17 protein-coding genes are annotated in these 25,678 nt (G+C 65.5%); 9 read left to right on the top strand and 8 right to left on the bottom strand.

What is annotated here, in order from left to right; translation table 11 throughout:
• The first annotated feature begins 11 nt into the window (after positions 1–11).
• From BIZ42_RS04050 to BIZ42_RS04040, 3 genes are read left to right on the top strand one after another with little or no spacing between them, the layout of a single operon-like run.
• Positions 12–698, top strand: a complete 687-nt coding sequence (locus BIZ42_RS04050; RefSeq protein WP_026069689.1) for a C39 family peptidase — start codon at positions 12–14, stop codon at positions 696–698.
• Positions 699–707: 9 nt separating this feature from the next.
• Positions 708–1,472 carry a hypothetical protein gene (locus BIZ42_RS04045; protein WP_070425615.1) on the top strand — a complete coding sequence of 255 codons (765 nt, stop codon included), beginning with the start codon at positions 708–710 and terminating at the stop codon, positions 1,470–1,472.
• 48 nt (positions 1,473–1,520) lie between these two features.
• Positions 1,521–2,837 carry a hypothetical protein gene (locus BIZ42_RS04040; protein ID WP_019182628.1) on the top strand — a complete coding sequence of 439 codons (1,317 nt, stop codon included), beginning with the start codon at positions 1,521–1,523 and terminating at the stop codon, positions 2,835–2,837.
• A 31-nt stretch (positions 2,838–2,868) separates the two neighbouring features.
• On the opposite strand, the gene BIZ42_RS04035 is transcribed toward BIZ42_RS04040, so the two are convergent.
• From BIZ42_RS04035 to BIZ42_RS04025, 3 genes are all read right to left on the bottom strand, one after another.
• Positions 2,869–4,206 (bottom strand): sigma-54 dependent transcriptional regulator, encoded by a 1,338-nt coding sequence (locus BIZ42_RS04035; RefSeq protein ID WP_046273254.1) that lies wholly within the window; start codon positions 4,204–4,206, stop codon positions 2,869–2,871.
• 246 nt (positions 4,207–4,452) lie between these two features.
• Complete coding sequence (locus BIZ42_RS04030; RefSeq protein WP_235318920.1) at positions 4,453–5,214, bottom strand: C40 family peptidase; 762 nt, start codon at positions 5,212–5,214, stop codon at positions 4,453–4,455.
• 146 nt (positions 5,215–5,360) lie between these two features.
• Complete coding sequence (locus tag BIZ42_RS04025; RefSeq protein ID WP_070425614.1) at positions 5,361–5,900, bottom strand: C40 family peptidase; 540 nt, start codon at positions 5,898–5,900, stop codon at positions 5,361–5,363.
• A 111-nt stretch (positions 5,901–6,011) separates the two neighbouring features.
• Here BIZ42_RS04025 and BIZ42_RS04020 point away from each other — a divergent pair, with 111 nt between their 5' ends.
• The 6 genes from BIZ42_RS04020 to BIZ42_RS03995 all read left to right on the top strand — a co-directional run bounded on the left by BIZ42_RS04020 (position 6,012) and on the right by BIZ42_RS03995 (position 11,636).
• A complete protein-coding gene (locus BIZ42_RS04020) occupies positions 6,012–6,491 on the top strand; it encodes a peptidylprolyl isomerase (RefSeq protein WP_019182632.1) in 480 nt (159 codons plus the stop codon).
• Positions 6,492–6,574: 83 nt separating this feature from the next.
• The gene (locus tag BIZ42_RS04015; RefSeq protein WP_070425613.1) at positions 6,575–7,822 is read left to right on the top strand and encodes a DUF418 domain-containing protein; all 1,248 of its coding nucleotides are present in this window, start codon (positions 6,575–6,577) and stop codon (positions 7,820–7,822) included.
• Positions 7,823–7,975: 153 nt separating this feature from the next.
• The gene (gorA, locus tag BIZ42_RS04010) at positions 7,976–9,331 is read left to right on the top strand and encodes a glutathione-disulfide reductase (RefSeq protein ID WP_070425612.1); all 1,356 of its coding nucleotides are present in this window, start codon (positions 7,976–7,978) and stop codon (positions 9,329–9,331) included.
• 261 nt (positions 9,332–9,592) lie between these two features.
• Positions 9,593–10,513: a DMT family transporter gene (locus tag BIZ42_RS04005; protein ID WP_070427440.1), complete on the top strand. Its 921-nt coding sequence runs from the start codon at positions 9,593–9,595 to the stop codon at positions 10,511–10,513.
• 11 nt (positions 10,514–10,524) lie between these two features.
• Positions 10,525–10,872, top strand: coding sequence for an MGMT family protein (locus tag BIZ42_RS04000; RefSeq protein WP_019182636.1), 348 nt, complete (start codon positions 10,525–10,527; stop codon positions 10,870–10,872).
• A gap of 89 nt (positions 10,873–10,961) precedes the next feature.
• Positions 10,962–11,636: a rhomboid family intramembrane serine protease gene (locus BIZ42_RS03995; protein WP_070425611.1), complete on the top strand. Its 675-nt coding sequence runs from the start codon at positions 10,962–10,964 to the stop codon at positions 11,634–11,636.
• A gap of 102 nt (positions 11,637–11,738) precedes the next feature.
• Here the strand turns inward: BIZ42_RS03995 and BIZ42_RS03990 are convergent, their stop codons facing one another.
• The 5 genes from BIZ42_RS03990 to BIZ42_RS03970 all read right to left on the bottom strand — a co-directional run bounded on the left by BIZ42_RS03990 (position 11,739) and on the right by BIZ42_RS03970 (position 25,475).
• Entirely contained in the window at positions 11,739–13,751 is a 2,013-nt protein-coding gene (locus BIZ42_RS03990; protein ID WP_070425610.1) for a M13 family metallopeptidase, read from the bottom strand.
• A gap of 142 nt (positions 13,752–13,893) precedes the next feature.
• A complete protein-coding gene (locus tag BIZ42_RS03985) occupies positions 13,894–16,002 on the bottom strand; it encodes a M13-type metalloendopeptidase (protein WP_172838069.1) in 2,109 nt (702 codons plus the stop codon).
• A 220-nt stretch (positions 16,003–16,222) separates the two neighbouring features.
• Positions 16,223–19,036 carry a TonB-dependent receptor gene (locus tag BIZ42_RS03980; RefSeq protein WP_070427439.1) on the bottom strand — a complete coding sequence of 938 codons (2,814 nt, stop codon included), beginning with the start codon at positions 19,034–19,036 and terminating at the stop codon, positions 16,223–16,225.
• Positions 19,037–19,444: 408 nt separating this feature from the next.
• Entirely contained in the window at positions 19,445–22,252 is a 2,808-nt protein-coding gene (locus BIZ42_RS03975) for a TonB-dependent receptor (protein WP_026069695.1), read from the bottom strand.
• Positions 22,253–22,673: 421 nt separating this feature from the next.
• Positions 22,674–25,475 carry a TonB-dependent receptor gene (locus BIZ42_RS03970; protein ID WP_046273250.1) on the bottom strand — a complete coding sequence of 934 codons (2,802 nt, stop codon included), beginning with the start codon at positions 25,473–25,475 and terminating at the stop codon, positions 22,674–22,676.
• Positions 25,476–25,678: the final 203 nt, after the last annotated feature.

The following is a 25,678-nucleotide window of genomic DNA, read 5'->3' as shown; positions in this document are numbered from 1 at the left end:
TGCGCACCTGGATGCTGGCCTGGGCACTGTCGATGCTGATGATGCCCATCGGCCTGGTGCGGGCCGGCGACATCGGCTTCAGCGGGGTGCTGCCCAACGGGGCGGTGCTCACCCAGCGCGTGGAGAGCATGCAGGAACGGCGCTTCCGCAACGTGGTAAGGCAACACACCGATTACAGCTGTGGGGCGGCAGCCCTGGCCACGATCCTGCGCTACGCCTACCACCTGGAGGCGGATGAGGGCACGGTGATCGAAGGGATGATGGGGGTCTCGGATCCACAACTGGTCCACCAGCGCGGGTTCTCGCTGCTGGACATCAAGCGTTATGTCGAATCGATGGGCATGCGTGGACGCGGCTACCGCGTCAATGAAGAGCGCCTGCGCTCACTGCGCGTGCCCGGGCTGGTGCTGATGGATGTGCGGGGCTTCCGCCATTTCGTGGTCCTCAAGCAGGTCCGTGGCGATGTGGTGGATGTGGCCGACCCGATCCTGGGCAACCGCAGCATTCCCGTCAGCGAATTTCTCCAGGCGTGGCCGTCGCGCGCCGTGTTTGTCGTGATCGGCAGTGACTTCGATCGCAACACGGTGCTGCTGCAGCCCGGTGAACGGCCGAGTGCCCGTTCGCTGTACGCCAGGCAGGGACCGATCACCGACGCGGAACTGGTCGATTTCGGATTCACCCATGCCGATCTGTTTTAAGGAGGCAACATGAACATCGCAACCTGGACGCCCGGCATCGTGCTGCTTGCCCTGCTGGGCATCGCACCGGCACATGCCGACGACAGCCGGCCCGGCAAGGGATTGAGCGAAATCCCCGATCCGGAATTGAACCTCATGCGTGGCCGCTACACCGTTGGTGGCAACACTGTGGCGTGGTTCGGCGTCACCATGGTCTCGCAATGGCAGACCGCCGGTGGGCAGTCGGCACAGAGCGCGCTGAAGCTGGGCATGGACTTCAGCCACGGCGGCAACACGCCGAAGATCAGCTTCGCGCCCAGCGTGAGTGTCACCGCTGCGGATGCGCCACTGCCGGTGACACCCGGGCGCAGCGTGGACGCCAGCGGCCTGCAGAACGTGGCCGGCCTGAGCCAGAGCATCCAGGTCGCCGGTGACGGCAACCTGGCCAGCAACGCCACCCAGCTGACCGTGCGCGATGGCACCGCGCCAACGCCCACCGGCGAAGGCGTGAACCTGGCCACCGTGCAACAGGGCGGGGTCAGTGCGCTGGCTCAACTGGAAGGCAACACGGCCAAGGTGCAGCTGCAGATCGAGGGTGTCGGCGCGGTCCAGCAGTGGATCCGCAACGGCAGCGTCGGGCAGAGCATCGCGCTGGGCAGTGATGGGCAGTCGGTCACCAACCGGCTGCAGATCGACCTTGTCAGGCAGTCAATGGCCAACAACGTGCCGCTCAACCAGAACGTGGCGCAGGCGATGACGCTGGTACGCGGGGTAGGCATGGGGCCGGGCCAGTGATCCATCGGCACGGCAGGGGGAGCGTCAACACAACAGTGGGCCAAGGCAATGCACACGATGATCCGCGCAACACCGCTGGCGCTGGCGGCGCTGGCACTGATGGCGGCTGCGTCCGCCCAGGCGCAGGCGCAACAGCCTGCGCCGGTTGACGAGGCCGACGTCAAGGCACTGATGGCGCAGCTGGAAAGCCTCAAGGCCAACTACGCGCAGGAAGTACGTCGCCTGCGCGAACTGGACATGCAGGTGCAGGCCATGCAGGCACGGCTGACCGGCAAGACCGCGCCGGTGGCCTCCAGCGCGCCTCCCCCGCAGCAGGCCCTGCCGGCGGGCACCCCGGCCGCACCGGCCAGTGCCGATGGCTATGCCAGCTCGGCGGCCGAAGCGCAGCAGGCCAAGCAGGAGTCGCGGCGCAGCGTGGATGATGTCAAACAGCAGCAGGCCGCACTCTTCAGCCGCCGCTTCACGATTGAAAACAGCCTTTCCTACGCCCGCTACGACCGCAAGCAGCTCAGCCTCAACGGCTTCCTGGCGCTGGATGCGATCTTCCTCGGCAACATCGCCATCGAGAACGTGGAGTCGGACACGCTGACCTACAACCTGGCCGCGCGCTGGGGCATCAGTCCGCGCCTGACCTTGAACCTGGACGTGCCGTACCTGGCGCGCAAGACGGTGTTCCAGAAGGGCGGTGCCGGTGGCTCGGCCGCGGCCATCGCGCAGGAAGAGACCACGGGCAACGGCATTGGCGACGTTGGCCTGAGCGCCAACTACCGGCTGTTCGCCGAGCGCGGGCGGCTTCCCGAAACCGTGCTCACCGTGGGCGCGACCGCGCCGACCGGGCGGGCGCCGTACGGGCTGGACTGGAAGGTGCTCGAGCGCGATGACGATGACTTCATCCGCTTTGCCGTGCCCGAGCAGCAACCGACCGGCAACGGCGTGTGGCAGGCCAACGTCGGCCTGTCGGCCGTGAAGACCGCCGACCCGGCGATCCTGTTCGCCAACATCGGCTACATCCATTCCTTCCCGCGCAGCTTCGATGACATTGATGCCAACCCGGACACCACCAACCCGGGCGACGTGAAGCTTGGAGGCTCCTATTACTTCGGCGCCGGCGTGGCGTTCGCGTTCAATGAGCGCACCAGCCTGAGCATCTCCTTCAGTGACAAGCTGAGCGCGCGTGCCTCCACGCGCTACAAGAACGGGCAGTGGTTGAAGGTGATCGGCAGCGACGCCAATGCAGGCACGCTCAACCTGGGCATCACCTATGCGCTCAACCAGAAAACCACCCTGGTCAGCCTGCTGGGTATCGGCCTGACCCCGGATGCACCGGACTTCACCCTGGCCTTCAAAGTGCCGTACAGCCTGTGAGCGCGCCCGCTCACTCGCTGCGCCGTGCGGCTCAACGCAGTTCGGGCAGCGCGAGCTGGTGCTTGCGGCACAACCGGTAGACCGTCACCCGCGAGACCTGCATGTGACGGGCGCAGGCGGTGACGTTGAAATCGTGCTGGCGCAGTGCATGCAGCAGCGTTTCGCGTTCGGCGATCTGCTTTGCGCCGTGCAGGCCGCGTTCGGTGCTGGCCAGAAGCGGCTGGCTCAACTCCAGGTCCGCCGCCGTGATCAGCTCGGCATCGCTGACGATCGCCGCACGCTGGACCCGATTGAGCAGCTCGCGCACGTTGCCCGGCCAGCCGAAGCGTTCGAGCGCCTGCACCGCCTCGGCCGTGAAGCCGCGCGCGCGGGTGACATGGCGATGCCGGAAGCTGCTGAGGAAATGGTGGGCGAGCAGTGCGATATCACTGCCGCGCTCACGAAGCGGCGGCAACGGCAGGCGCAGCACATTGAGCCGATAGAACAGGTCGCGACGGAAATGGCCTTGTTCGACCGCCTTCTCCAGATCCACGTGCGTGGCCGCGAGCACGCGCACATCGACCTCCAGCGGCCGGTTGCTGCCGACGCGTTCGACCGTGCCTTCCTGCAGCACCCGCAGCAGGTTGGTCTGCGCATCCAGCGGCAGGTCGCCGATCTCGTCCAGGAACACGGTGCCGCCACTGGCCGATTCGAACAGGCCCAGGCGCCGCGTCGCCGCACCGGTGAAGGCGCCGCGCTCATGGCCGAACAGTTCGGACTGGACCAGCGCAGCCGGAATGGCGCCGCAGTTCACTGCCAGGAACGGGCGCGCATGCCGTGCCGACAGCGCATGCAGCGCCTGGGCGGCGAGTTCCTTGCCGGTCCCGGTCTCGCCGGTGATGAGCACCGGCAGGTCCACCGGCGCGTACTTGCGGATGGCCGCACGGGTGACCTGCAGCACCGCGCTGTCGCCGATCAGGGACTGCGGGCCGTGGGCGGCGGGCAGGGATTCGGCGCCGGCCAGCTGCTGCAGCCGCTGCACGACGCGCGGCAGGTCGATCGGGGCGGCATAGGTATCCACGCACGCCGCCAGCAGCGCATCGAGCACCGGCGAGGAGCGCAGCGGCGCAGCAGGCAACAGCGCCAGCAGGCTCATGTGGCGGTGATCGACCAGCAATTGCTGCAGGTGGGCCAGGTTGGCCGGCACCACCGTGCGCAGGTCCAGCAGGCCGACCACCTGGTCGCTGCCGCGCATGCCGATCCCGGCGCATTGTTCGGGGGCCACGCTGCGGACCTGCCAGCCGGCCGCAGCCAGCGTTGCCCGTTCAAGCGCGAGGGGTTGCCCAAACCAGATCACACACCGGGCAGGAAAATCGGGGACAGCCGCCATGCGTCACCTTGTCGACAGGAATCGCGGGCGGTATCTGCTGCCTGATCGGTTGCCACGGACGTGCCGCCCCACGTCCGGGTCCGTCCCCCGCCGCAGCACGTGTGCGCCGGGCGCGTCGCCGGTCGGGAAAAAGACCGTGACAGAGAAGGGAACGCGGGTTGGGGCGCTCAGCGGCCACTTCCGCGGCCCAACGAAAAAGGCCGCTGCAGGGCAGCGGCCTTCGATCCGGTGGTCCCGCAGGGCGGCTCAGAGGTCGACGCGGCGGGCCTGCATGAACTTGCCACCCCAGTAGCCGCTGACCAGGCTGTCCACACGGACGTCCTTGCCAGTGCTCGGGGCGTGCAGGAAGCGGCCTTCACCCACATAGATGCCGACATGGTCCACACGGCCCTTGCGGCCGAAGAACACCAGGTCGCCAGCGGCCAGGGCGTTGCGGTCGTTGATCAGCTGGGCGGCGCCGTCATGGGCCATTTCGCGCGAGACACGCGGCAGCTCGACGCCCAGTGCGGTACGGAACACATAGCCGACCAGGCCACTGCAGTCGAAACCGCTGTCCGGCGAGGTGCCGCCCCAACGGTACGGGGTGCCCAGCAGGGTCATCGCACGGCGCAGCAGTGACTGGACCTTGCCGTTTTCGGCGGCGTCGCCGGCCACGGTAATCGCGCCGGTGCTGGCATCGTAATTGGCGAGCAGGCGGCTCAGATCGCCGGCGAACATCGCCGAACGGTCCATGAGGGGGATGGTGTCGTTGGCCGCCAGGTGCGGAAGCAGGGCGGCGAGGGTGGCGCTGGCAGCGGCATCGGCCTTGCTGCGGGCCGGCGCATCAGCCTTGGGCTTGGCCGGCGCGGAGGAATCGGGGGCAACAGTGACAGGGGTTGCAGAAGCTTCGGGGGCGATCGTCGGTGCGGACTGCGCCCAGGCCGGAAGGCTGGCCAGGCAGAGCGCTGCAGCGAGGAAAGCGGGTCGGGCACGTCGCCGGGTTGCGGCGGTCTGGCCTTTGCAAGTCAGGTCGTCTGTCGTCACGCGGCGGTCACTGAATAAAAACGATGGGTGATGATGCCGTGTAAGCGCAGTGATTAGGTACAAATTCCGTTAATTTTTCGTTTACAACTATGTGATTCGCGTCACAAATTTGTACCTTACCCCTGTTCAGCTTAGTTAAGGACGCGTTTCGCGCCGGTGTAGTGGTCCTTCCAATAGGGGCCGCCGAGCGAGTCCAGCCGGACCGTGCCCCCGGTGCTCGGGGCATGCACGAAGCGCCCTTCACCCACATAGATCCCGACATGGAAGACGTTGCCCCTGTCGCCGAAAAACACCAGGTCGCCCGGTGCCAGTCGTTTGGGGTCGATCTTCGGCCCCTGCACCGCGGCCAGATCGCGCGAGGTCCGCGGCAGGCGCAGGTCGAGCATTTCCCGGTACACATACGCGACCAGGCCGCTGCAGTCGAAACCGGATTCGGGGGTGTTGCCGCCATAGCGGTAGGGCGTGCCGACCAGTCCGATCGCGCGCATCAGCACCGAGTTGGCGGCCTGCGGGTCGTTGGGGGTGACGCTGGGCCAGACCTGGGCCGGGGCGGGCGGCGGGGCCGGGCGGGTGGTCTTGCCGCCGCCGCAGGCGCTCAGCAGGGCGATGATCGCCAGCAGGGCCACGTGGCCGGGCAGGCGGGTCAGGCGCGAAACTGGCGTCATGTGCATGTTGTCCGGATAATGCGCGACCTTAGAAGGCCGTCATGATGGCGGCGTATCCGGCAGGCCACAACCCGCCTCACCCGTCTGCCCTCGGCAGTCTCCAGACCAGAGTTGCGCATGAAGATCGAAAAAGACCGCGTCGTCCGTTTCCATTACACCGTCGCCGAGCAGGGCCAGGAGCCGATCGAGAGCTCCAGGGACCGTGATCCGCTGGCGATCCTGATCGGCCACGGCAACATCATCCCGGGCCTGGAAAACGCCATGATGGACAAGGAAGCCGGCGCCACCTTCGAGGTGGACGTCAAGGCGACCGACGCCTACGGCGAGCGCCGCGAAGGCCTGACCCAGCGCGTGCCCAAGAAGCACTTCGGTACCAGCAAGCTGGTCCCGGGCCAGCAGGTCGTGCTGCAGACCAACTTCGGCCCGCGCGCGGTGACCGTTGAGAAGGTCGGCATGAGCGTGGTCGACGTCGACCTGAACCACCCGATGGCCGGCAAGGACCTGCACTTCAACGTCGAGATCGTCGACGTGCGCGAAGCCAGCAAGGAAGAAATCGAGCACGGCCACGTGCACGGCGACGGCGGCCACCAGCACTGAGTGCTGCGCCCCCTCGTTGATCCAACGGCCCGCTTCGGCGGGCCGTTTTCGTTTCCGCGGCAGGCCGCCGTGCGCACGGCATAATGACGGACCTGGTCAGCGGATTGCCTGTGAACGCAGCTTCTTCTCCTTTGCAGCCGGTGGGCGCGCATGAGCGCATCGCCGTCATCGATATCCTGCGCGGGTTCGCGTTGCTGGGCATCCTGCTGATGAACATGGAGGCGTTCAGCGGTCCGCTGGACCTGTCCTTCACCGGCATCGACCCGCACTGGCAGGGCGCGGACTACTGGGCCGACGCGGCGATCTACGTGCTGGTCCAGGGCAAGTTCTTCACCCTGTTCTCGCTGCTGTTCGGGGCCGGCTTTTCCGTCATGGCGCAGCGCGCCGAAACGGCTGGCCGCGCGTTCGCACCGTTCTATCTGCGCCGCAGCGCGGCCCTGCTGCTGATCGGCCTGTGCCATGCGCTGCTGGTGTGGTCCGGCGACATCCTGGTGATCTACGCGTTGATCTCGCTGCTGTTGCTCGCCTGCCGCGAAGCGCCGCGCAGTTGGCTGCCGGCGATGGGCGCGATCAGCTACCTGGGCGCGGCCGGGCTGGTGTTGGTGCTGGGTGCACTGATGAGTTGGATGGCCAGCATGGAGCACGCGCAGGACCCGCTGCGCGAGGCGATCGCCCAGGCCCAGCGCACGATCGAACTGCAACGGCAGGCGTACGCGCACGGCACGTGGGGCGAGGCCGTCGGCCAACGCCTGCGCGACCTCGGCGCGATGCTCTCGGGCATCTTCGTGATCGGTCCGGAAGTGCTGGGCATGTTCCTGATCGGCAGTTGGTTCGCCCGTAGCGGCGCGCTGGCCGAGCCGGAACGGTTCGCGCGGCTGTATGCGCGGCTGCGCTGGATCGCCCTGCCGGTCGGCCTGGTGTTGATGCTGGGCAGTGCAATCTGGCATCCGTACCAGGCCCCTGGCACGCTGGATCTTGCCGGTGGCGTGGCCTACGCCGTGAGTGCATTGGCCGGGCTGCTGATGTGCCTGGGGTACCTGGCCTGGATCGTGCACTGGCGCGCGCGGCTGCAGTTGCTGGCGCCGATGGGGCGGATGGCGTTGACCCACTACATCGGGCAGTCGCTGGTCTGCACCTGGGTGTTCTATGGATACGGACTGGGCGCGTTCGAGGCGATGCCCCGGCTGTGGCAGATCCCCTTTGCGCTGGCGCTGTTCGCGCTGCAGGTCGGCATCAGCCATGTGTGGCTGCGCTGCTTCCGCTTCGGGCCGCTGGAGTGGATCTGGCGCGCGATGACCTATCTGCAGTGGCCGCCGCTGCGCCGGACCTGACCCGTCGCGCCCAGCCCCTCACGTCTGGATCGCGGTCGGTCATGGCATGCTGGGAATGCGCATGAGCGGCGGCACCGGCGGTTGATGGCAGAGCTGATCAACTGCCCGCGCGCCGGCGATCGATCCTGCCCCTTACCGAGTTGAGCGATGCCAATGACGACGCAATACGACTATGACCTGATCGTGCTGGGCGGTGGTTCCGGCGGCCTGGCCGCGGCCTTCCGCGCTGCGCAGCATGGGCAGCGGGTGGCGATGCTGGAGCCGGGCGAACTCGGTGGCACCTGTGTCAATGTCGGCTGTGTCCCCAAGAAGGCGATGTGGCTGGCCGCCGATCTGTCTGCACGCATCGGCCTTGCCGCGGCGATGGGATTCGATGTCCCGGTACGCCCCTCGCTGGATTGGAAAGAACTGGTGGTACACCGCCAGGCCTACATCGCCAACATCCATGCCAGCTATCTCAAGCGCCTGGATGAGAACAAGGTGGTGCGCGTGCCGCGCCGTGGTCGGCTGGTCGACGCGCACACCGTGGAATGCAGCGATGGTGTACGCATCAGCGCCGCGCACATCCTGATCGCCACCGGTGCGCATCCGCAGCGCCCGGACATTCCCGGCGCCGAGCTTGGCCTGGTCTCCGATGATTTCTTCAACCTGTGCAGCGCGCCCGAACGCGTCGCGATCGTCGGCGGCGGCTACATCGCGGTCGAGCTGGCCGGGCTGCTGCAGGCCCTTGGCAGCCGCGTGACCCTGCTGGTCCGTGGCGAGCGCCTGCTGGAGCGCTTCGATGCGGAACTCACCGGACAACTTGCCGAGAATCTGCGCCATCAAGGCGTGCAGGTCCACTTCGGCTACCGCCTGCGCGAGCTGCGCCGTGACGGCGATGCCGTTGTGGCGTTCGGGCACGATGGACCCGCGGATGGCCAATTCGATGCCGTGTTCTTTGCCACCGGCCGGCGCGGCAACAGTGCCGATCTCGGGCTGGAGGCGGTCGGCGTGGTGGTGGGCGACAAGGGCGAGGTCGAGGTCGATGCGTGGCAGACCACCGCGGTACCCAGCGTGCACGCGGTGGGTGACATCGCCGGCAAGGTCGGCCTGACCCCGGTGGCGATCGCCGCGGCGCGCAAGCTGATGGACCGCCTGTTCGGTGGCCAGCCCCAGGCGAAGATGGACTATGAGAACGTGGCCAGCGTGGTGTTCTCGCATCCGGCGCTCGGCGCCGTGGGGCTGAGTGAAGAGGAGGCGTGTGCGAAGTACGGCGACGTGCGCGTGTACCGCAGCAACTTCCGCCCGATGCTGCAGGCGCTGGCCGACGGCACCCAGCGCAGCGTGTTCAAGCTGGTCTGCGTGGGCGAGGAGGAGCGCGTGGTCGGTGTGCACCTGCTGGGCGAATCCGCCGATGAAATCCTGCAGGGATTTGCCCTGGCGGTGAAGATGGGCGTGACCAAGGCCCAGTTCGACGACACCGTGGCGATCCATCCGACCTCGGCAGAAGAAGTCGTACTGATGCGCTGAAAGCGCGCCAGCGGCGTGTCGCCGCCGAAGCCGCGCCCGGGATCCAGGTAGTGCCACGCCATGCGTGGCAACCGCGCACGAAGCGGCACAGCCTTCCGCAGGCGCCGGGTCTGTCGGTCGGCCGAGCCCTTTCCGCCGTTGAAACAGGCTCGGAGCGCCGTTCCTGCAGGGTCTACCGGCACAAAACACCCGCCGCCAGCATGCGACAATGGCCGCCCCACCTGCTGCCCAGCCGCCTCCGTGCGGCTGTTCGCCGTCCTGATGTCGTCACCCGCTTCCTCGTTCCCCACGTCCTCCAGTCGCATCGCCGCCGGCGGCATCGCCTTGGCCGCGATCGGGGCCATTGCCGCCTCGGGCAAGGCGGTCATCGTCAAACTTGCGTACCGGCACGGCGTGGATGCCACCACGCTGCTGGCACTGCGGATGCTGATGGCCTTTCCGTTGTTCGCGGTGCTGGCGGTATGGTCGGCACGGCGCGCGCCGGCGTTGTCCTGGGGCGACCGTGGGCGGGTGGTGTGGCTGGGCTTCACCGGCTACTACCTGTCCAGCCTGCTGGACTTCCAGGGCCTGCAGTACATCAGCGTCACCCTGGAACGGCTGATCCTGTATCTGAACCCGACCCTGGTGCTGCTGATCAGCCTGGTCCTGCTGAAAAAGCGCCCCGGCCGCTGGCAGGTGGCCGCGCTGGTGCTCAGCTACCTCGGCGTACTGCTGGCGTTCGGCCATGACCTGCAGCTGGAAGGCGGGCGCATCGTGCTGGGCAGTGCGCTGGTGTTCGCCAGCGCGCTGAGCTATGCGCTGTATCTGTTCGGCAGCGGCCAGGTGGTGGCCCGGATCGGCGCGATCCGCCTGACCGCCTACGCCAGCTGCGTAGCCTGCGTGCTGTGCGTGCTGCACTTCGCGGTGCTGCACCCGATGTCCGCCCTGGGCCAGGCACCCCCGCCGGTGTACTGGCTGTCGCTGATCAATGCGACGGTCTGCACGGTGCTGCCCGTGATGGCGATCATGCTGGCGGTGAAGCGGATCGGCTCGTCGCTGGCCGCGCAGGTCGGTATGCTCGGTCCGGTCTCCACCATCGTGATGAGTCTATGGCTGCTCGACGAACCCATGGGAACGTGGCAGATCCTCGGCACGGCCCTGGTCCTGCTCGGCGTGCTGCTGGTCAGCCGGGTCCGCGCGTGAACGCCGCTGCCATGGGCGATGACGCGGCCGCACAGGCACGGGCGCGGATCCTGGCGGTGATCCATGCGATTCCGCGCGGGCAGGTGATGGGCTACGGCCAGGTCGCCGCCAAGGCCGGGCTGCCGGGCAGGGCGCGGCTGACCGCACGCGTGCTCGGCATGAATGACGATCCAGCTCTGCCGTGGCACCGGGTGCTGCGCTCGGACGGCCGCATCGCGATGCCGGAAGGCTCGGCCGGCTGGAAGGAGCAGAGCCAGCGGTTGCGTGCCGAGGGCGTGGTGGTGGAGCGCGGCCGGGTCAAGGGAATGCCGGTGGCCGGTGCCAACGATCTGGATGCCGCCCTGTGGGGACCGGGCTGACGCTGCCTGCGGGTTGAACGCGGGCGCTGGCGCGCAGATCGCAGCGGGGTGCTGCGGCTATGATGGAGGCAGTTCCAACGGATGCCCCCATGTTTCCCCGCCTGCCTACCGTCACCAAAGCGTTGCTGATCGCCAACGCCGTGCTGTTCCTGCTGCAGCAGCCGTTCCTGCTCGGCAATGCCACGTTCGAGCCCTTCATGCTGCAGCCCCTGGGCGGCGGCTTCGATCCGTTCTCGCCCGGCGGCAACTTCCAGCCCTGGCAGCTGCTGACCTATGGCTTCCTGCATGGCAGCTTCGGCCATCTGTTCTTCAACATGCTCGCGCTCTTCATGTTCGGCGCGCCGTTGGAACAGACCTGGGGCGAGAAGCGTTTCCTGACCTATTACCTGGTGTGTGTCGCTGGCGCCGGCCTGTGCCAGTTGGTGGTCGGCATGATGCTGGCCGATCCGGCCACGGTGCTGGGTGCCTCCGGTGGTGTGTTCGGCCTGCTGCTGGCCTACGGCATGCTGTTCCCCAACCAGCGGGTGATGCTGCTGTTCCCGCCCATCCCGATGAAGGCGCGCACGTTCGTGATCGTGTTCGGTGCAATGGAGCTGATGCTGGGCGCCACCGGCTGGCAGCCGGGCGTGGCCCATTTCGCCCACCTGGGCGGCATGCTGTTCGGCTGGCTGCTGATCCGCTATTGGCGCGGCCAACCGCCGTTCAAGAACCGGCGACCGCCGGGCCCGCCGAAGCGGCCCAATCATCTGCGCAGCATCAAGTAAGGCAAATAACAGGGACGGAGGTAGTCAATAACCACCTCCGTCCCCGTTAAATGAAAAGGGCGCCCAGTGGGCGCCCTTTTCGTTTCTGCTGTGCAGCGGGGCTCAGCGCCAGACCTTGATCTGGTCGTTGTCCACGCGCTGCATCGGCTGGCCCGGCTTGCAGGTGAACGTGGCACCGAAGGCCGGCAGGTTGGACAGCGGGCCGTTGGTGCGCCAGCGGCCCGGGGCCAGGATGTCCGAGCTCAGGCGCTGGGCGGCGACGTTCGGCGAGAGCTGCTGCGGCCACAGGCTCGCCCAGGCACGGAAGAAGCCCTGCTGTGCGGCCGGCTTGGCGGCCGGCTCAACGGCCTTGTAGGCCTCCCACGCCAGTTCGAGGCCGGCCAGGTCGGCCAGGTTCTCTTCACGGGTGAGTTCACCGTTGACCTTGGCGCCCTTCACGCCCGGGTAGTCATAGCCGCTGTACTGCGCGGCCACGCGGTTGCCGAACAGGGTCCAGGCGGTCTTGTCGGCCGGGGTCCACCAGCTGCGCAGTTCGCCCTTGGCATCCACCAGCGCGCCCTTGGCATCGATCGCGCGGGTCAGCTCGTGCGCGACCAGCGCGCCGTAGCTGCCGAACAGGTCGGCGGTATCGCCCTTGGCATTGAACACCGGGCCCTGCAGCACGGCGGCGGTGACGATCAGGCGGTTCTGCGCGATGTCGTAGGCCAGGGCCGGCTGCTGCGGCAGCACGTCCCAGCGACGGTCGGCGTTGCCCTTGCCGATGCGCTTCATCTCTTCGCGGTGGCGCCAGGTCGAGGCGATCAGCATGTTGCCGCCAAAGCTGCCACGGCCCATCGGCTGCACGGTGTAGTCCAGATCGCGCAGCGGGGTGCCGATCTCGATCTTCAGCGCGGCCAGCTTGGCCTGCGCTTCGGTCTTGGCCTCATCGCTCATCCAGGTGCTGCGCTTGACCGCATCGATCTGCACTTCGCGGATCTTGTCCACCACCAGCGCCGCCTTGCGACGGTCGTCGGCCGAGAGATGCTTGGCGGCGTACTCGCGGCCGACCATCGGGCCGGCGGCGACGTTGATCGCATCCAGCACCTGCTCCCAGCGTGCCGGCGGCAGGGTCTGGCCACGCATCACGCGGCCGCGGAACTCGAACTCGGCATCGCGGTAGGCCTTGGACAGGTAGGGGGCCATCGCATCACCCACGCGCCAGCGCAGGTAGACCTTCCACTGCTCCGGCTTGAGCCGGGTGACCATGCCGTCGAGCTGCTTGAACAGCGCCGGATCGGACAGCGAGACCAGGTCGTCATTGACGCCCTGTGCCTTCAGGAAGGCTTCCAGCTGCAGGTTGCGGTAACGGCTGTTGAGCTCCTTGGTGGAGATCGGCGCGTAGTTGTTGAACGGGTTGTTGATGCCAGCCAGCGACTGCGCATTGCGCGCCAGTTCGGTTTCCAGTGCGATCACCGACTGCGATTCGGCATCGAGCTTGTCCGCCGGGGTGCCGGTCAGCGCCAGCACCTGCTTGACGTAGGTGCGGTAGCGCGCCATCAGCGCGACGGTGTCGGCATCGGTACGGGTGTAGAACGCCGGGTCCGGCAGGCCCATGCCGCCCTGCATGAAGTAGCCGATGTGGCGGTCCAGTGCCTTCAGGTCCACGTCCGGGGCGAAGTTGAAGGCCACCGGGATGCCCACCTGGTGCAGCGCGGCGATCGAGGCCGGCACGTCCTTGGCCTTCTTGATCGCGTTGATGCGGGTCAGCAGCGGGGCGATCGGGTTGGAGCCATCGGCTTCCACGGCGGCTTCGTCCAGGCCGCTGGCCCAGAAGTCGCCGAGCAGCTTCTGCACGTTGCCCTGCGGCGCGGTCATCGCGCCATCCAGCAGTTCACGCTGCTGCTGGCGTGCGCGGTCGGCAAGCTGGCCCAGTGCGGTAGTGGCACCGGTCTGCGGCACCGGATTGGCTTTCAGCCAGGTCGCATTGGTGGCCTCGTAGAAGTCGCTGCACTGGGCGCTGACGGCCGGCGCACGCGCGGCGGCCTTCTTCTTCGGCGCGGCGTGCGCATCGGGAGCAGCGACCAGGGTGACCAGGCTGATGCCCAGGGCAATGGCAAGCGGACGGAGGTTGGACATGTAAAGCGAATCCAGCAGGATTGGGATCGCGCGAGTGTACCAAGCAAAGCGAAAAGAGCGTGATGGGTGCCCCCCGCACCAAAAGCAAAGGCCCGGGAAATCCCGGGCCTTTGCGTGCGCAACGCTCAATAAAGGGCGCTTGTTACCAGATCACGACCTGCTGGTCGCCAGCGCGCACCATCGGCGAGCCGGCCTTGCACTGGAAGGCCGCGGCGAAGGTGGGCAGGTTCGACGGGGCACCCATCGCGCGGAACTGCGCCGGGGCATGCGGGTCGGTCGCCAGGCGGACCTTCATGTTCTCCGGGGTGTACTTGGTGCGCCACACCGTGGCCCAGTTGAAGAAGAAGCGCTGGTCACGGGTGAAGCCGTCGACCTTCGGATCTTCCTTGCCGGCCGAGGCCTTCTGCAGGGCGTCGTAGGCGGTGGCCAGGCCACCCAGGTCGGCGATGTTCTCGCCCAGGGTCAGCTTGCCGTTGACCGGCTGGCCGTCCACCTTGTAACCGTCGAACTGCTTGATCAGCTTGCCGGTCAGGCCGCTGAAGTTCTTGGTGTCCGCCTCGGTCCACCAGTTCTCGAAGTTGCCGGTCGGCCCGAAGCGGCTGCCCTGGTCGTCGTAACCGTGGGTCATTTCGTGGCCGATCACCGCACCGATGCCGCCGTAGTTCAGCGCGTCATCGGCCTTGGGGTCGAAGAACGGCGGCTGCAGGATGGCGGCCGGGAAGACGATCTCGTTCTGCAGCGGGTTGTAGTAGGCATTGACCGTCTGCGGGGTCATGCCCCACTCGGTCTTGTCCACCGGCTGGCCGATCTTGGACAGCGCGAACTTGTAGTTGAACGCATTGGCGGCGCGGACGTTGCCCAGGTAGCTGTCGCGGCCGGTGGCCAGGCCGCTCCAGTCACGCCACTTGTCCGGGTAGCCGATCTTCGGGGTGAAGGTTTCCCACTTGGCGATGGCCTTGGCCTTGGTCTCATCGCTCATCCAGGTCAGGCCCTGGATGCGCTCCTTGAGGGCGGCGGCCAGGTTCTTGACCAGTTCTTCCATCTTGGCCTTGGCTTCAGGCGAGAAGGCGACCTTCACGTACAGCTGGCCGAAGGCGTCGCCGGCATCGTTTTCGATGGTGCCCAGCACGCGCTTCCAGCGCGGCTTCTGCTCCTTCTGACCGTTCAGGGTCTTGCCGTAGAAGTTGTAGTTCTCATTGACGAAGGCATCGGCCAGGTACGGCGAGGCGCTGTCCACGGTGTGGAAGCGCAGGTAGGCACGCCACACCGACGGATCGGTATCGCCCAGTGCCTTGCTCACTTCCTGGTGGAAGCTGGGCATGGCCAGCGAGAACTTCTCCGGGGCGGCGATGCCCTGGGCCTTGAAGAATTCGGTCCAGCTGAAGTTCGGGGTCAGCTTGTCCGCGTCGGCCACGGTGACCGGGTTGTAGAACAGCGAGACATCGCGCGAGAGCTCGACGCTGGACTTGGACGCCTTGGCCAGGCGCGTTTCGAACTTGACCACATCGGCGGCCTGCTTCTCAGCGTCGGCCGTGGCCACGCCGGCCAGTTCCAGCACCTTGGCCACGTGGGCCTGGTAAGCCTTGAGCTTGTCGGCGTTCTTGGCGTCGGTGTAATAGGTGGTGTCCGGCAGGCCCAGGCCGCCCTGGCTGGCGTAGGCCAGGTTCATGCTGGAATTCTTGAAGTCCGCTTCCGGACCGAAGCCGAACAGCACGTTCTCGCCCTTGGCGGCGCTGGTGCGCAGGTAGTTGGCGATCGCGTCCTTGTCCTGCAGGCCGTCAATGGCGGCCAGGTCGGCCTTGATCGGCTCGATGCCCTGGGCGTTGATCTTGGCCTCGTCCATGCCGGTGGCCCAGAAATCGCCGACGATCTTCTCGATGCCGGCCGGGTTCTTGACCGCCGCGACCTGCTCGGCGAGCTGGTGCTGCACGGCGACCGAGCGCTCGTCCAGGATGGTGAAGGCGCCCCAGCTGGTGCGGTCGGCCGGGATTTCATTGGCGGCCAGCCACTTGCTGTTGACGTAGTCACCGAACGCGCCACAGGCGTCCATGCTGGTGTCCAGGTCGGACGGGTGGAAGGCGTTGTAGGCCGGCAGCTTGCTCTCGTCGAGCTTGTACTCGGTGGCGGCCGGGGCCGCCGGCGCGGCGGTGGAGGCTGCGCTGTCCGTGGCCGGGGTTTCGTTCTTGCCGCAGCCGACCAGCGCGGCCGAAACGGCCAGGGTCAGCAGTACCAGTTTGGGTGTACGTGCGATCACGTGATTGGCCTCCAGGCCGGAAAAGTCGTGCAGGAATGGCCCCGAAGAGCCTGTGGGCCAGACGATACGCCGCCGGCCCGGCCTGCAAGGGTGTCGAAGGTCATGGCCGATGGCAAGAGGTCTGATCCGGTCAACTGCGGACGTGGCCCCGCCCGGCAGCGGCCATGGAAAAGCCCCGCCTTGCGGCGGGGCCTGGGGGTGTCATCCCGGGTTCGGCTCAGTTGGTCTTGGTGCCGAAATCGTACTTGGCCTGCACATACACCGCGCGTCCGTACGGGTTGTAGATGCTGCTGTTGTACGGCGAGGCGATGTTGCCGGCGTAGCTGTGGGCCTGGCCGTCGGGCATCTTGTTGAAGACGTTGTTGACCATCAGCGACAGGGTCAGGTTGTCCAGCGCCCGGTAGTTCACACTGAGGTTGTAGGTGGTGTAGGAGCCCCACTTGCCGGCTTTGTAACCGGACGGGTGGACGTAGTCGAAGCTCTCGCCCAGGTAGGACATGTAGTTCGGCGTCTTGCCGATGTAGTTGAAGTACAGCGTGGTGGTCCAGCGGTCCTTGGCCCAGCCCACCGAACCATCGGTACGGACCTTGGCGTAGGCGTCGTAGTACCACATCGCATACGGGTCGCGCAGCAGATCCAGATAGTCGTCGCCCGGCTGCGGCTGCAGCTCGCGCTTGAGGATGTTGGTGTAGTTGCTGGCGAACTGCAGCGAGCCGAAGCGGCCGATGTCCTGCACGTACTTGAAGCTGGCCGTCAGGGCCTGCAGGTTCTGGCGCGCGACGTTGAGCTTGGGCGTGAAGATCTGCTCGATGTTGCCGGCCGCATCGCGGGTGATCCAGTCAGCGACGTTCTCGCAGCTGGCCGAGGTCGGGTTGCCCTGGCCATTGCGGCAGTAGTACTCCGCGCGCAGCAGCTGGTCCGAGCTCAGGGTGTCGACTTCGTTGTCGATCTTCCAGTTGTAGTAGTCGACCGAGACCGAGAGGTTGTTCATCGGCGCCCAGACCACGCCGGCGTTCCAGACATCGGCGGTGATCGGTTCCAGCTCCGTGTTGCCCGCCTGCACGCCGAACACCGACTCGTTGCCGTACGGGCAGGCGAGGGTATCGGCCGGGGCATAGCCGAGCTGGCCGCAACGGTAGTAGTCGACCGCGCCGTTGGCGTAATACCCGCTCTCGCCCTGGAAGGCGTCGGGCAGGGTCGGCGCACGGAACGCGGTGCCGTACTTGCCACGGAACAGCAGGCTTTCGATCGGACGGAACTCCACGCCGACGCTGTAGGTGGCCTTGTCGACGGTGTTGTCTGCGATCTTGTAGGCGTCGTAGCGACCCGAGCCGGTCACGGTGAGCGAGTCGATCAGCGGCAGGCGCAGTTCGGAGGTCACCGCGTAGTTGCTGCGATGGCCATTACCGGCCACCGAGGTGGTGCCCCACACGCTGCCATCCATCAAGCGCTCGTCCGGGCGGTAATCCCAGCCTTCGCTGCCGGCTTCGGCGACCACGGCAAAGCCTGCATCGCCACCGGGCAAGGTGAACAGCGAGCCGTTGGTGAGCTGGAAGCGGCCCAGGTTCTGCCAGGTCTTGCTCTGGTTGTAGGTGTAGCCGGTGAAGGTCTGGAAATCGCCGGCTGGCAGCTGCGAATAGAACGCGCCCCAGTTCGGGCTGTAGATGTTGTAGCCGTCATCGGTGGTACCCAGCACCGGGCCGAGCACGCGGTTCTCGAAGTAGCTGTCGATGTCATCGGCCCAGCGCACGAAGCCGCGCTCGGTCAGCTTGTATTCGCCGCGGCTGAAGCTGGCGCTGTAATCCCAGTTGCCGAACGTGCCACGCCCGCCCAGGGTGACCTGGTAGGCCTTGTTGCGGTCGGTGTTGAGGATGTCCTTGTAGCCGTTCGGCCCGATGTCCTCCGGCGCGAACGCGCGCTGCAGGTTCATGTACTGATCGGTGTCCTGGTCATAGAACGCGCCGAAGCTCAGGTCGCTGCCCCAGAACGTATACCCCGAACCCGGCGTGTACTTGACCTCTTCCAGGCTGTACAGCGCATCGGCGAACAGGGTGAAGTTGTCGTTCACATCGAACGTCATCGAGCTGTAGAACTGGCTGCTCTCCTTGTCGTTCTTCAGCGTGCGGTAGCCGGCGCCGTAGGCCGAGCCGCAGGACTCGCCGGCCGCGCGCGTGCCCAGCACGGTGGTGCCGCCGAACTGACCGGCGACGCTGGCGCAACGGGTCGGGTCCATCATCACGAACGCGTTGTTGTCGGCGGGCAGATAGACCAGAAAATCGTTGGCCGGCACCTGCGCGCTGTAGCCGACGCGGTTGTTGGTGCGGGTCAGGTCGCGCTGGTAGCCCCAGATCGGGTTGCTCTTTTCGTACTGCACGTTGACCAGTGCATTGAAGCGGTCATCGGCGCTGTTGAAGCCCCTGGCGCCGCTGACGCGGATGTTGTTGCCGCCGCCTTCGGTGGTGGCGCCGCCGCGGACATTGAGCACGCCGCCATCCATGCGCTCCTTGAGGATGATATTGACCACGCCGGCGATGGCGTCAGAGCCGTACAGCGAGGACTGGCCGCCGGGCAGGATCTCGATGCGCTCGACGATGTCGATCGGAATGCCGCTGAGGTTGTTGAACGCGTCGCTGCCGTTGTACAGCGCCGGGTACTGCAGCATCGGCCGGCCGTTGATCAGGTATTTGGTGTAGCCCGGGTCCAGGCCGAACATGCCGGCCGCTTCGGCACCCTGGGTGAAGGAGGCGGCGGTCTGGCCGCCCTGCAGGCCGCCGGTGGTCAGCGAAGACTGCTGCAGCACCTCGGAGATACTGGTGAAGCCGCGGGTCTGGATGTCCTCGGCGGTGACGGTCAGCACCGGTGTGTGGTTCTCGATCTCGGTCTGCGGGATCAAGGACCCGGTGACGGTGACGCGGTCGAGATTGGTGGCGGCGTTGTCCTGTGCGAAGACGGTGGCGCTGGTGAGCAGCAGGCCGGTGAGGACGGCGGCGACAAGCGGATGACGCGAGATCGAATTACCTTGGCGAGACATGTGCAACCCCATGTAGTGGTGATGTCGTGGCTTGCCCTTCCGTGGGACCTCTTGATTGCGTGCAACAACGATCCGGTATCAGGCCTGCATGGCCGTCCTTGGGTGTTTCATTCTGCGTTCAGTCGGTACCGGCGTGCCGCGAACGTAACACGCGCTTAACGTGAAATACGCTGAATGGCCGCGATCTGTCTGCGGCGAAGGCGAGGCGTTGTTGAAATATCTTGAAAAACAATGGGCTGGATGAACATGAAACTTTATTCATATTGCGCTGCGGCCTGGCTGCTGAACAGGGCCGTGATTAACAAGTGGGATGAAACCGGTAATCGCATTCCGAATGTACGATGCCGCACGAAAAAAGCCCCGCCTTTCGGCGGGGCTTTCTGGTGTCAGTGCTGAGTGGCTATCGTGTTACTTCCCGCCAAATTCATACTTGGCCTGCACATACACGGCCCGGCCGTAGATGTTGTAGAAGTAATTGTTGTAAGGCGTACCGGAGGTGCCCGGGTAGTTGCTCGCCTGGTTGTCGGGCATCTTGTTGAACACATTGTTGACCATGACCGAGAAGGTCATGTTCTCCGCTGCCCGGTAGTTCACGCTCAGGTTGTAGGTGGTGTACGAACCCCACTTGCCAGCCTTGGCGCCCGAGGGGTGCACGTAGTCGTAGCCGTTGCCGGCGTAAGCCAGGTAGTTCGGGGTCTTGCCGACATAGTTGAAGTACAGCGTGGTGGTCCACTTGTCCAAGGCCCAGGCCAGCGAACCATCGGCGCGCACCTTGGCGTAGGAGTCGTAGATCCACATGTTGTACGGATCGCGCAGCAGGTCCAGGTATTCATCGCCCGGCTGCGGCTGCAGCTCGCGCTTGATCATGTTGGTGTAGTTGGTGGAGAACTGCAGTGCACCGAAACGACCCAGTTCCTGCACGTACTTGGCACTGGCGGTGATGGCCTGCAGGTTCTGGCTGGCCACGTTCATCTTCGGGGTGTAGATCTCGTCCAGAACGCCGGACGCATCACGGGTGATCCACTCGTTGACATTGTCGCAGCTGGCCGAGGTGTTGTTGACCAGGCCGTTGCGGCAGTAGTACTCGGCCAGCAGCAGCTGGTCCGAGCTCAGCGTGTCGACTTCGTTCTTGATCTTCCAGTTGTAGTAATCGACCGAGAAGGACAGGTTGCTCAACGGTGCCCAGACCACGCCGGCATTCCACACATCGGCGGTGATCGGTTCCAGGTCCGGGTTGCCGGCACGCTGGCCGAACACCGAGACGCTGTCATAGGCGCAGCCGGTGGTATCGGTCGGCGCATAGCCGAGCTGGCCGCAGCGGTAGTAGTCGGTGGAGCCGTTGGCGTAGTAGCCGCTCAGGCCCTGGAACGCATCGGACAGGCTGGGCGCGCGGAACGCGGTGCCGTACTTGCCGCGGAACAGCAGGCTCTCGATCGGACGGAACTCGACGCCGACACTGTAGGTTGCCTTGTCGACGGTGCTGTCACCGATCTTGAAGGCGTCATAGCGGCCCGAACCGGTGACGGTCAGCGAATCGAGCAGCGGCAGGCGCAGCTCGGAGGTCAGCGAGTAGTTGCTGCGATGGCCTGCACCGGCGACCGCGGTGGTGCCCCATACGCTGCCGTCCATCAGGCGCTCGTCGGGGGTGTAATCCCAGCCTTCGCTGCCGGCTTCGGCAACGACGGCGAAACCGGCATCACCGCCGGGCAGCGAGAACAGCGTGCCGTTGGTGAGCTGGAAACGGCCCAGGTTCTGCCACGTGCGGCTCTGGCTCTCCGTGTAACCGGTGAAGGTGGCGAAGTCGCCGGCCGGGATCGGCGCATAGAAGGCGTCCCAGTTCGGCGCGAACACTGCGTAGCCGCTGCGGGTGCCCAACTGCGGGCCCAGTACGTGCTCTTCGAAGTAGTTGTTGATCGGATCGGCCCAGCGCACGAAATTGCGCTCGGTCAGCTTGTACTCGCCGCGGGTGAAGCTGGCGCTGTAATCCCAGTTGCCCAGCGTGCCGCGGCCACCCAGGGTCACCTGGTAAGCCTTGTTGCGGTCGGTGTTGAGGATGTCCTTGTAGCCGTTGGCGCTGATGTCTTCCGGGGCGAACGCGCGCTGCAGGTTCATCCACTGGCCGCTGGTCTGGTCCCAGAAGCGACCGTAACCGGAGGCCGTGCCCCACCAGGTGTAGTTGGAGCCGGTGGCGTACTTCACGTCCTCATAGCTGTACAGCACGTCGCCGAACAGCTGCAGGCTGTCACTGGCATCGAAGGTGAACGAGCTGTAGACCTGCGCGCTGTCCTTGCCGTTCTTGACGGTCTTGTAGCCCGGGCTGTAGATCGAGCCGCAGGACTGGCCGGCCGCACGCGTGCCGAGCACGGTGGTACCACCGAACTGGCCGGCGACGTTGGCGCACAGGTTCGGATCCATCATCAGGTAGGCGTTGCCGGCCGCCGGATTGACGACCAGGAAGTCATTGGTCGGCACCTGGGCGGTGTAGCCCTTGCCATTGGTCGTCTTGGTGACGTCGCGCTGGTAGCCCCAGATCGGATTGCTCGACTCGAACTGGGCATTGACCAGCACGTTGAGGCGATCGTCGGCGCTGTTGAAGCCGGTCGCGCCGCTGACGCGGAAGGTGCTGCCGCCGCCTTCGGTGTAGGTGCCGCCGCGCACGTTGAGTACGCTGCCGTCCATCCGCTCTTTCAGGATGATGTTGACCACGCCGGCAATCGCATCCGAGCCGTACAGGGAGGACTGGCCACCGGGCAGGATCTCGATGCGCTCGACGATGTCGATCGGGATGCCGCTGATGTTGTTGAACGTATCGCCGCCGTTGTACAGGGCGGGGTAGGACAGCATGGGCCGGCCGTTGATCAGGTACTTGGTGTAGCTCGGGCTCAGGCCGAACATGCCGGCCGCTTCAGCGCCCTGGGTGAACGAGGCGGAGGTCTGGCCGCCCTGCAGGCCGCCGGTGGTCAGCGAGGACTGCTGCAGCACATCGGCCACGCTGGTGAAGCCGCGGGTCTGGATGTCTTCGGCGGTGATGGTCACCACCGGGGTATGGGTTTCAATCTCGGTCTGCGGGATCAGCGAACCGGTGACGGTGACCTTGTCCAGGTTGGTGGTACCGGTGTCCTGGGCAAAGGCGGTGACGGCGCTGGTCAGCAGCATGCCGGTCAGTACGGCGGCGGTCAGCGGGTGGCGAGACAGAGTGGAGCTGTGGCGAGACATGGGCATCCCCGAGTGCGGTGTCGACGTGGGTAGGGCCGTCCATGGAAGCGATTACATCTGCGTGTGAAGCTTTCCGTGCTTCGTCATCGAACGTAACACGGGCTTAACGAGGCTTACACAGCTCAGTCACATAGCCATTGGCCATAAGGCTGGAGGTTCGATAAAAAGTGTTTGAAAATCAGTCGTGTATGAAAATGTAACAATTTGTAACAACGGAGTGGATGACGCAATGCTGAATGGTAGCGGTTGAAAACGATTACTGTTTCCGAGGTCGTCGTTCCGGTTTCGCTTCCTCTTTCGCGCCGGTGGCGGCGCGGGTGACGTGGCAGCCCCACAAACGCGAAACGCCCCTTTCGGGGCGCTCCGGATGGCGAACCGGCAGGGCAGGGCCCTGCACGGTCGCCGGTGTGGCCTGCGGCGGTTACTTGCCGAAGTCGTACTTGGCCTGGACGTACACGGCACGGCCGTACGCGTTGTACAGGCCGGTGTTGTACGGCGCACCCGAGGTGCCCAGGTAGCTGTAAGCCTGGCCGTCGGGCATCTTGTTGAACACGTTGTTGACCATCACCGACAGCGTCAGGTCATCCTGGGCGCGATAGTTCACGCTCAGGTTGTACGTGGTGTACGAGCCCCACTTGCCTGCCGCCTTGCCCGATGCCGGGTGGACGTAGTCATAGCCGTTGATGCCGGCCAGGTAGTTCGGGGTCTTGCCGATGTAGTTCGCGTACAGCGTGGTGGTGAACTTGTCGACCGACCAGCCCACGGAGGCATCGCTGCGGACCTTGGCGAAGTTGTCGTAGTTCCACATCGCGATCGGGTTGCCCAGCAGATCCTGGAACTCCTCACCCGGCTGCGACTGCACTTCACGCTTGAGCATGTTGGTGTAGTTGGCCGAGAACTGCAGCGAGCCGAAGCGGCCGATGTCCTGCAGATACTTGAAGCCGACCGTCACGGCCTGCAGATTCTGGCGAGCCACGTTCATCTTCGGGGTGTACAGGCTGCTCAGGTTGCCGGCGGCGTCGCGCACGACCCAGTCGGCCACGTTCTGGCAGCTGGCCGAAGAGCCGTTGGGCAGGCCGTTGCGGCAGTAGTACTCGGCCAGCAGAAGCTGGTCGGTGCTGGCCGTATCGACTTCGTTCTCGATCTTCCAGTTGTAGTAGTCGGCCGAGATGGAGAGGTTCGCCATCGGTGCCCAGACCACGCCTGCATTCCAGACATCGGCCGTGATCGGCTCCAGGTCCGGGTTGCCGGCCCGCTCGGAGTACACCGAGACGTTGTCGTGGTAACGGCAGTCGGCGGTGTTGCCCGGTGCATAGCCCAGGGTGCCGCAACGGTAGTAGTCGGTCGAGTTCGCGGCGTAGTACCCGCTCTTGCCCTGGAAGGCATCGGACAGGGTCGGTGCGCGGAACGCAGTGCCGTACTTGCCGCGGAACAGCAGGCTGTCGATCGGACGGTACTCCAGGCCCAGGCTGTAGGTGGCCTTGTCGACGGTGTTGTCGGCGATCTTGAACGCGTCATAGCGACCCGAAGCGGTCACCGTGACCTGCTCCAGCACCGGCATGCGCAGTTCGGAGGTCACCGCATAATTGCTGCGGTGGCCATTGCCGGCCACGGCCGAGGAGCCCCACACCTGGCCGTCCAGCAGGCGCTGGTCGGGGGAGTAGTCCCAGCCTTCGCTGCCACCTTCAACCACCACGGCGAAGCCGGCATCGCCGCCCGGCAGCGAGAACAGCGAGCCGTTGGTGATCTGCACGCGGCCCAGGTTCTGCCAGGTACGGCTGCGGTTGGTCGCGTAGCCGGTGAAGCTGGCGAAATCTTCCGGCGAGATCGGCGAGTAGAACGCGTCGTAGTTCGGGTTGTAGATGCCCCAGCCGTCGGCCGTGGTGCCCAGCTGCGGGCCCAGCACGTGTTCGGCGAAGTAGTTGTTGATCGGGTCCTTCCAACGCATGAACTTGTTTTCGGTGAGCTTGTACTCACCGCGGGTGAAGCTGGCGCTGTAGTCCCAGTTGCCGGCCATGCCCTTCGCGCCCAGGGTCACCTGGTAGGAGCGGCTCTCGTCACTGTTGAGGACGTCGTTGTAGCCCTGGCCACCGATGTCTTCCGGGGCGAACGCGCGCTGCAGGTTCACTACCTTGCCCGAGGACTGGTCGTAGAAGCCGCCCATGCCGCTCTTGGTGCCCCACCACAGGTAGCTCGAACCGGAGGTGTACTCGGTCTTTTCCTTGCTGTACAGCACGTCGGCGAACAGTTGCAGGTTGTCGTTGACGTCGAAGGTCATCGCCGAATAGAACTGGCCGCTGTCCTTGCCGTTCTTGAGCGTCTTGTAGCCGGCGCCGAAGTAGGTGCCGCACGACTGGCCGGTCGGGCGGGTGCCCAGCACGGTGGTGCCACCGAACTGGCTGGCCACGTTGGCGCAGTTGTTCGGGTCCATCATGTACAGGCGGTTGGTATCGGCGTCGATGACGGCGAAATCGTTGCTCGGCAGCTGCGCGGTGTAGCCGTTGGCATTGGTGGTGCGGGTCAGGTCGCGCTGGTAGCCCCAGATCGGGTTGCTCGACTCGATCTGCACGTTGACCAGTGCGTTGAAGCGGTCATCGAACGCGCTGAAACCGTGCGCGCCACTGAAGCGAACGCTGTTGCCGCCACCTTCGGTGTAGGTGCCGCCGCGCACGGAGATGCTGCCACCGTCCATGCGTTCCTTGAGGATGATGTTGACCACGCCGGCGATGGCGTCCGAACCGTACAGCGACGACTGGCCGCCCGGCAGGACTTCAATGCGCTCGACGATGTCGATCGGAATGCCGCTGATGTTGTTGAACGTATCGCCGCCGTTGTACAGCGCCGGATACGACATCATCGGACGGCCGTTGATCAGGTACTTGGTGTAACCCGGGTTCAGGCCGAACATGCCCGAGGCTTCCGCGCCCTGGGTGAAGGACGCCGAGGTCTGGCCGCCCTGGAGGCCGCCGGTGGTCAGCGAGGACTGCTGGAGGACTTCGGCCACGCTGGTGAAGCCGCGGGTCTGGATGTCCTGCGCGGTGATGGACATCACCGGCGTCTGGGTTTCGATATCGGTCTGCGGAATCAGCGAGCCGGTGACGGTGACTTTGTCCAGCGTCGTGGCTTTATCCTGTGCCATGGCCGGAGCGGCTGCGGTGGCGATCAGGGCGGAGAACAGTGCAGCGGCGAGCGTGTTGCGACGTGCGGTGGTGCTGTAATTCATTGATAGTCCATAGAACAAAACAGAAAGCACTGACGCCAATGATTCCCTCCCGGAACGCGCGGAAAACGCTCAACGTAGTGCGTTTCGACCGTAACATGAACTTAACGAAAATTGCATGGTTTCGTAGCAATCGGGATTTTCAGTCAGGTGCAGTCAAGGTTGTATAGTGTTGCGTCCAATTGTTGTGTTCCCGGAGTGCCCGC

This window comes from Stenotrophomonas sp. LM091 (assembly GCF_001806305.1).
GTDB lineage: Bacteria > Pseudomonadota > Gammaproteobacteria > Xanthomonadales > Xanthomonadaceae > Stenotrophomonas > Stenotrophomonas bentonitica_A.
Note: the sequence above shows the minus strand (reverse complement) of the source record. Positions and strands in the feature narration are given on the sequence as shown.

What these genes read in the sequence shown, in the direction of transcription:
- BIZ42_RS03970 (WP_046273250.1), bottom strand. Translation starts at nt 25,475, where the DNA reads ATGAATTACAGCACCACCGCACGTCGCAACACGCTCGCCGCTGCACTG.
- BIZ42_RS04050 (WP_026069689.1), top strand. Translation starts at nt 12, where the DNA reads ATGCTGGCCTGGGCACTGTCGATGCTGATGATGCCCATCGGCCTGGTG.
- BIZ42_RS04005 (WP_070427440.1), top strand. Translation starts at nt 9,593, where the DNA reads ATGTCGTCACCCGCTTCCTCGTTCCCCACGTCCTCCAGTCGCATCGCC.
- gorA (WP_070425612.1), top strand. Translation starts at nt 7,976, where the DNA reads ATGACGACGCAATACGACTATGACCTGATCGTGCTGGGCGGTGGTTCC.
- BIZ42_RS03975 (WP_026069695.1), bottom strand. Translation starts at nt 22,252, where the DNA reads ATGTCTCGCCACAGCTCCACTCTGTCTCGCCACCCGCTGACCGCCGCC.
- BIZ42_RS04035 (WP_046273254.1), bottom strand. Translation starts at nt 4,206, where the DNA reads ATGGCGGCTGTCCCCGATTTTCCTGCCCGGTGTGTGATCTGGTTTGGG.
- BIZ42_RS04025 (WP_070425614.1), bottom strand. Translation starts at nt 5,900, where the DNA reads ATGCACATGACGCCAGTTTCGCGCCTGACCCGCCTGCCCGGCCACGTG.
- BIZ42_RS04040 (WP_019182628.1), top strand. Translation starts at nt 1,521, where the DNA reads ATGCACACGATGATCCGCGCAACACCGCTGGCGCTGGCGGCGCTGGCA.
- BIZ42_RS03995 (WP_070425611.1), top strand. Translation starts at nt 10,962, where the DNA reads ATGTTTCCCCGCCTGCCTACCGTCACCAAAGCGTTGCTGATCGCCAAC.
- BIZ42_RS04000 (WP_019182636.1), top strand. Translation starts at nt 10,525, where the DNA reads ATGGGCGATGACGCGGCCGCACAGGCACGGGCGCGGATCCTGGCGGTG.
- BIZ42_RS03980 (WP_070427439.1), bottom strand. Translation starts at nt 19,036, where the DNA reads ATGTCTCGCCAAGGTAATTCGATCTCGCGTCATCCGCTTGTCGCCGCC.
- BIZ42_RS04015 (WP_070425613.1), top strand. Translation starts at nt 6,575, where the DNA reads ATGACGGACCTGGTCAGCGGATTGCCTGTGAACGCAGCTTCTTCTCCT.
- BIZ42_RS04020 (WP_019182632.1), top strand. Translation starts at nt 6,012, where the DNA reads ATGAAGATCGAAAAAGACCGCGTCGTCCGTTTCCATTACACCGTCGCC.
- BIZ42_RS04045 (WP_070425615.1), top strand. Translation starts at nt 708, where the DNA reads ATGAACATCGCAACCTGGACGCCCGGCATCGTGCTGCTTGCCCTGCTG.
- BIZ42_RS03990 (WP_070425610.1), bottom strand. Translation starts at nt 13,751, where the DNA reads ATGTCCAACCTCCGTCCGCTTGCCATTGCCCTGGGCATCAGCCTGGTC.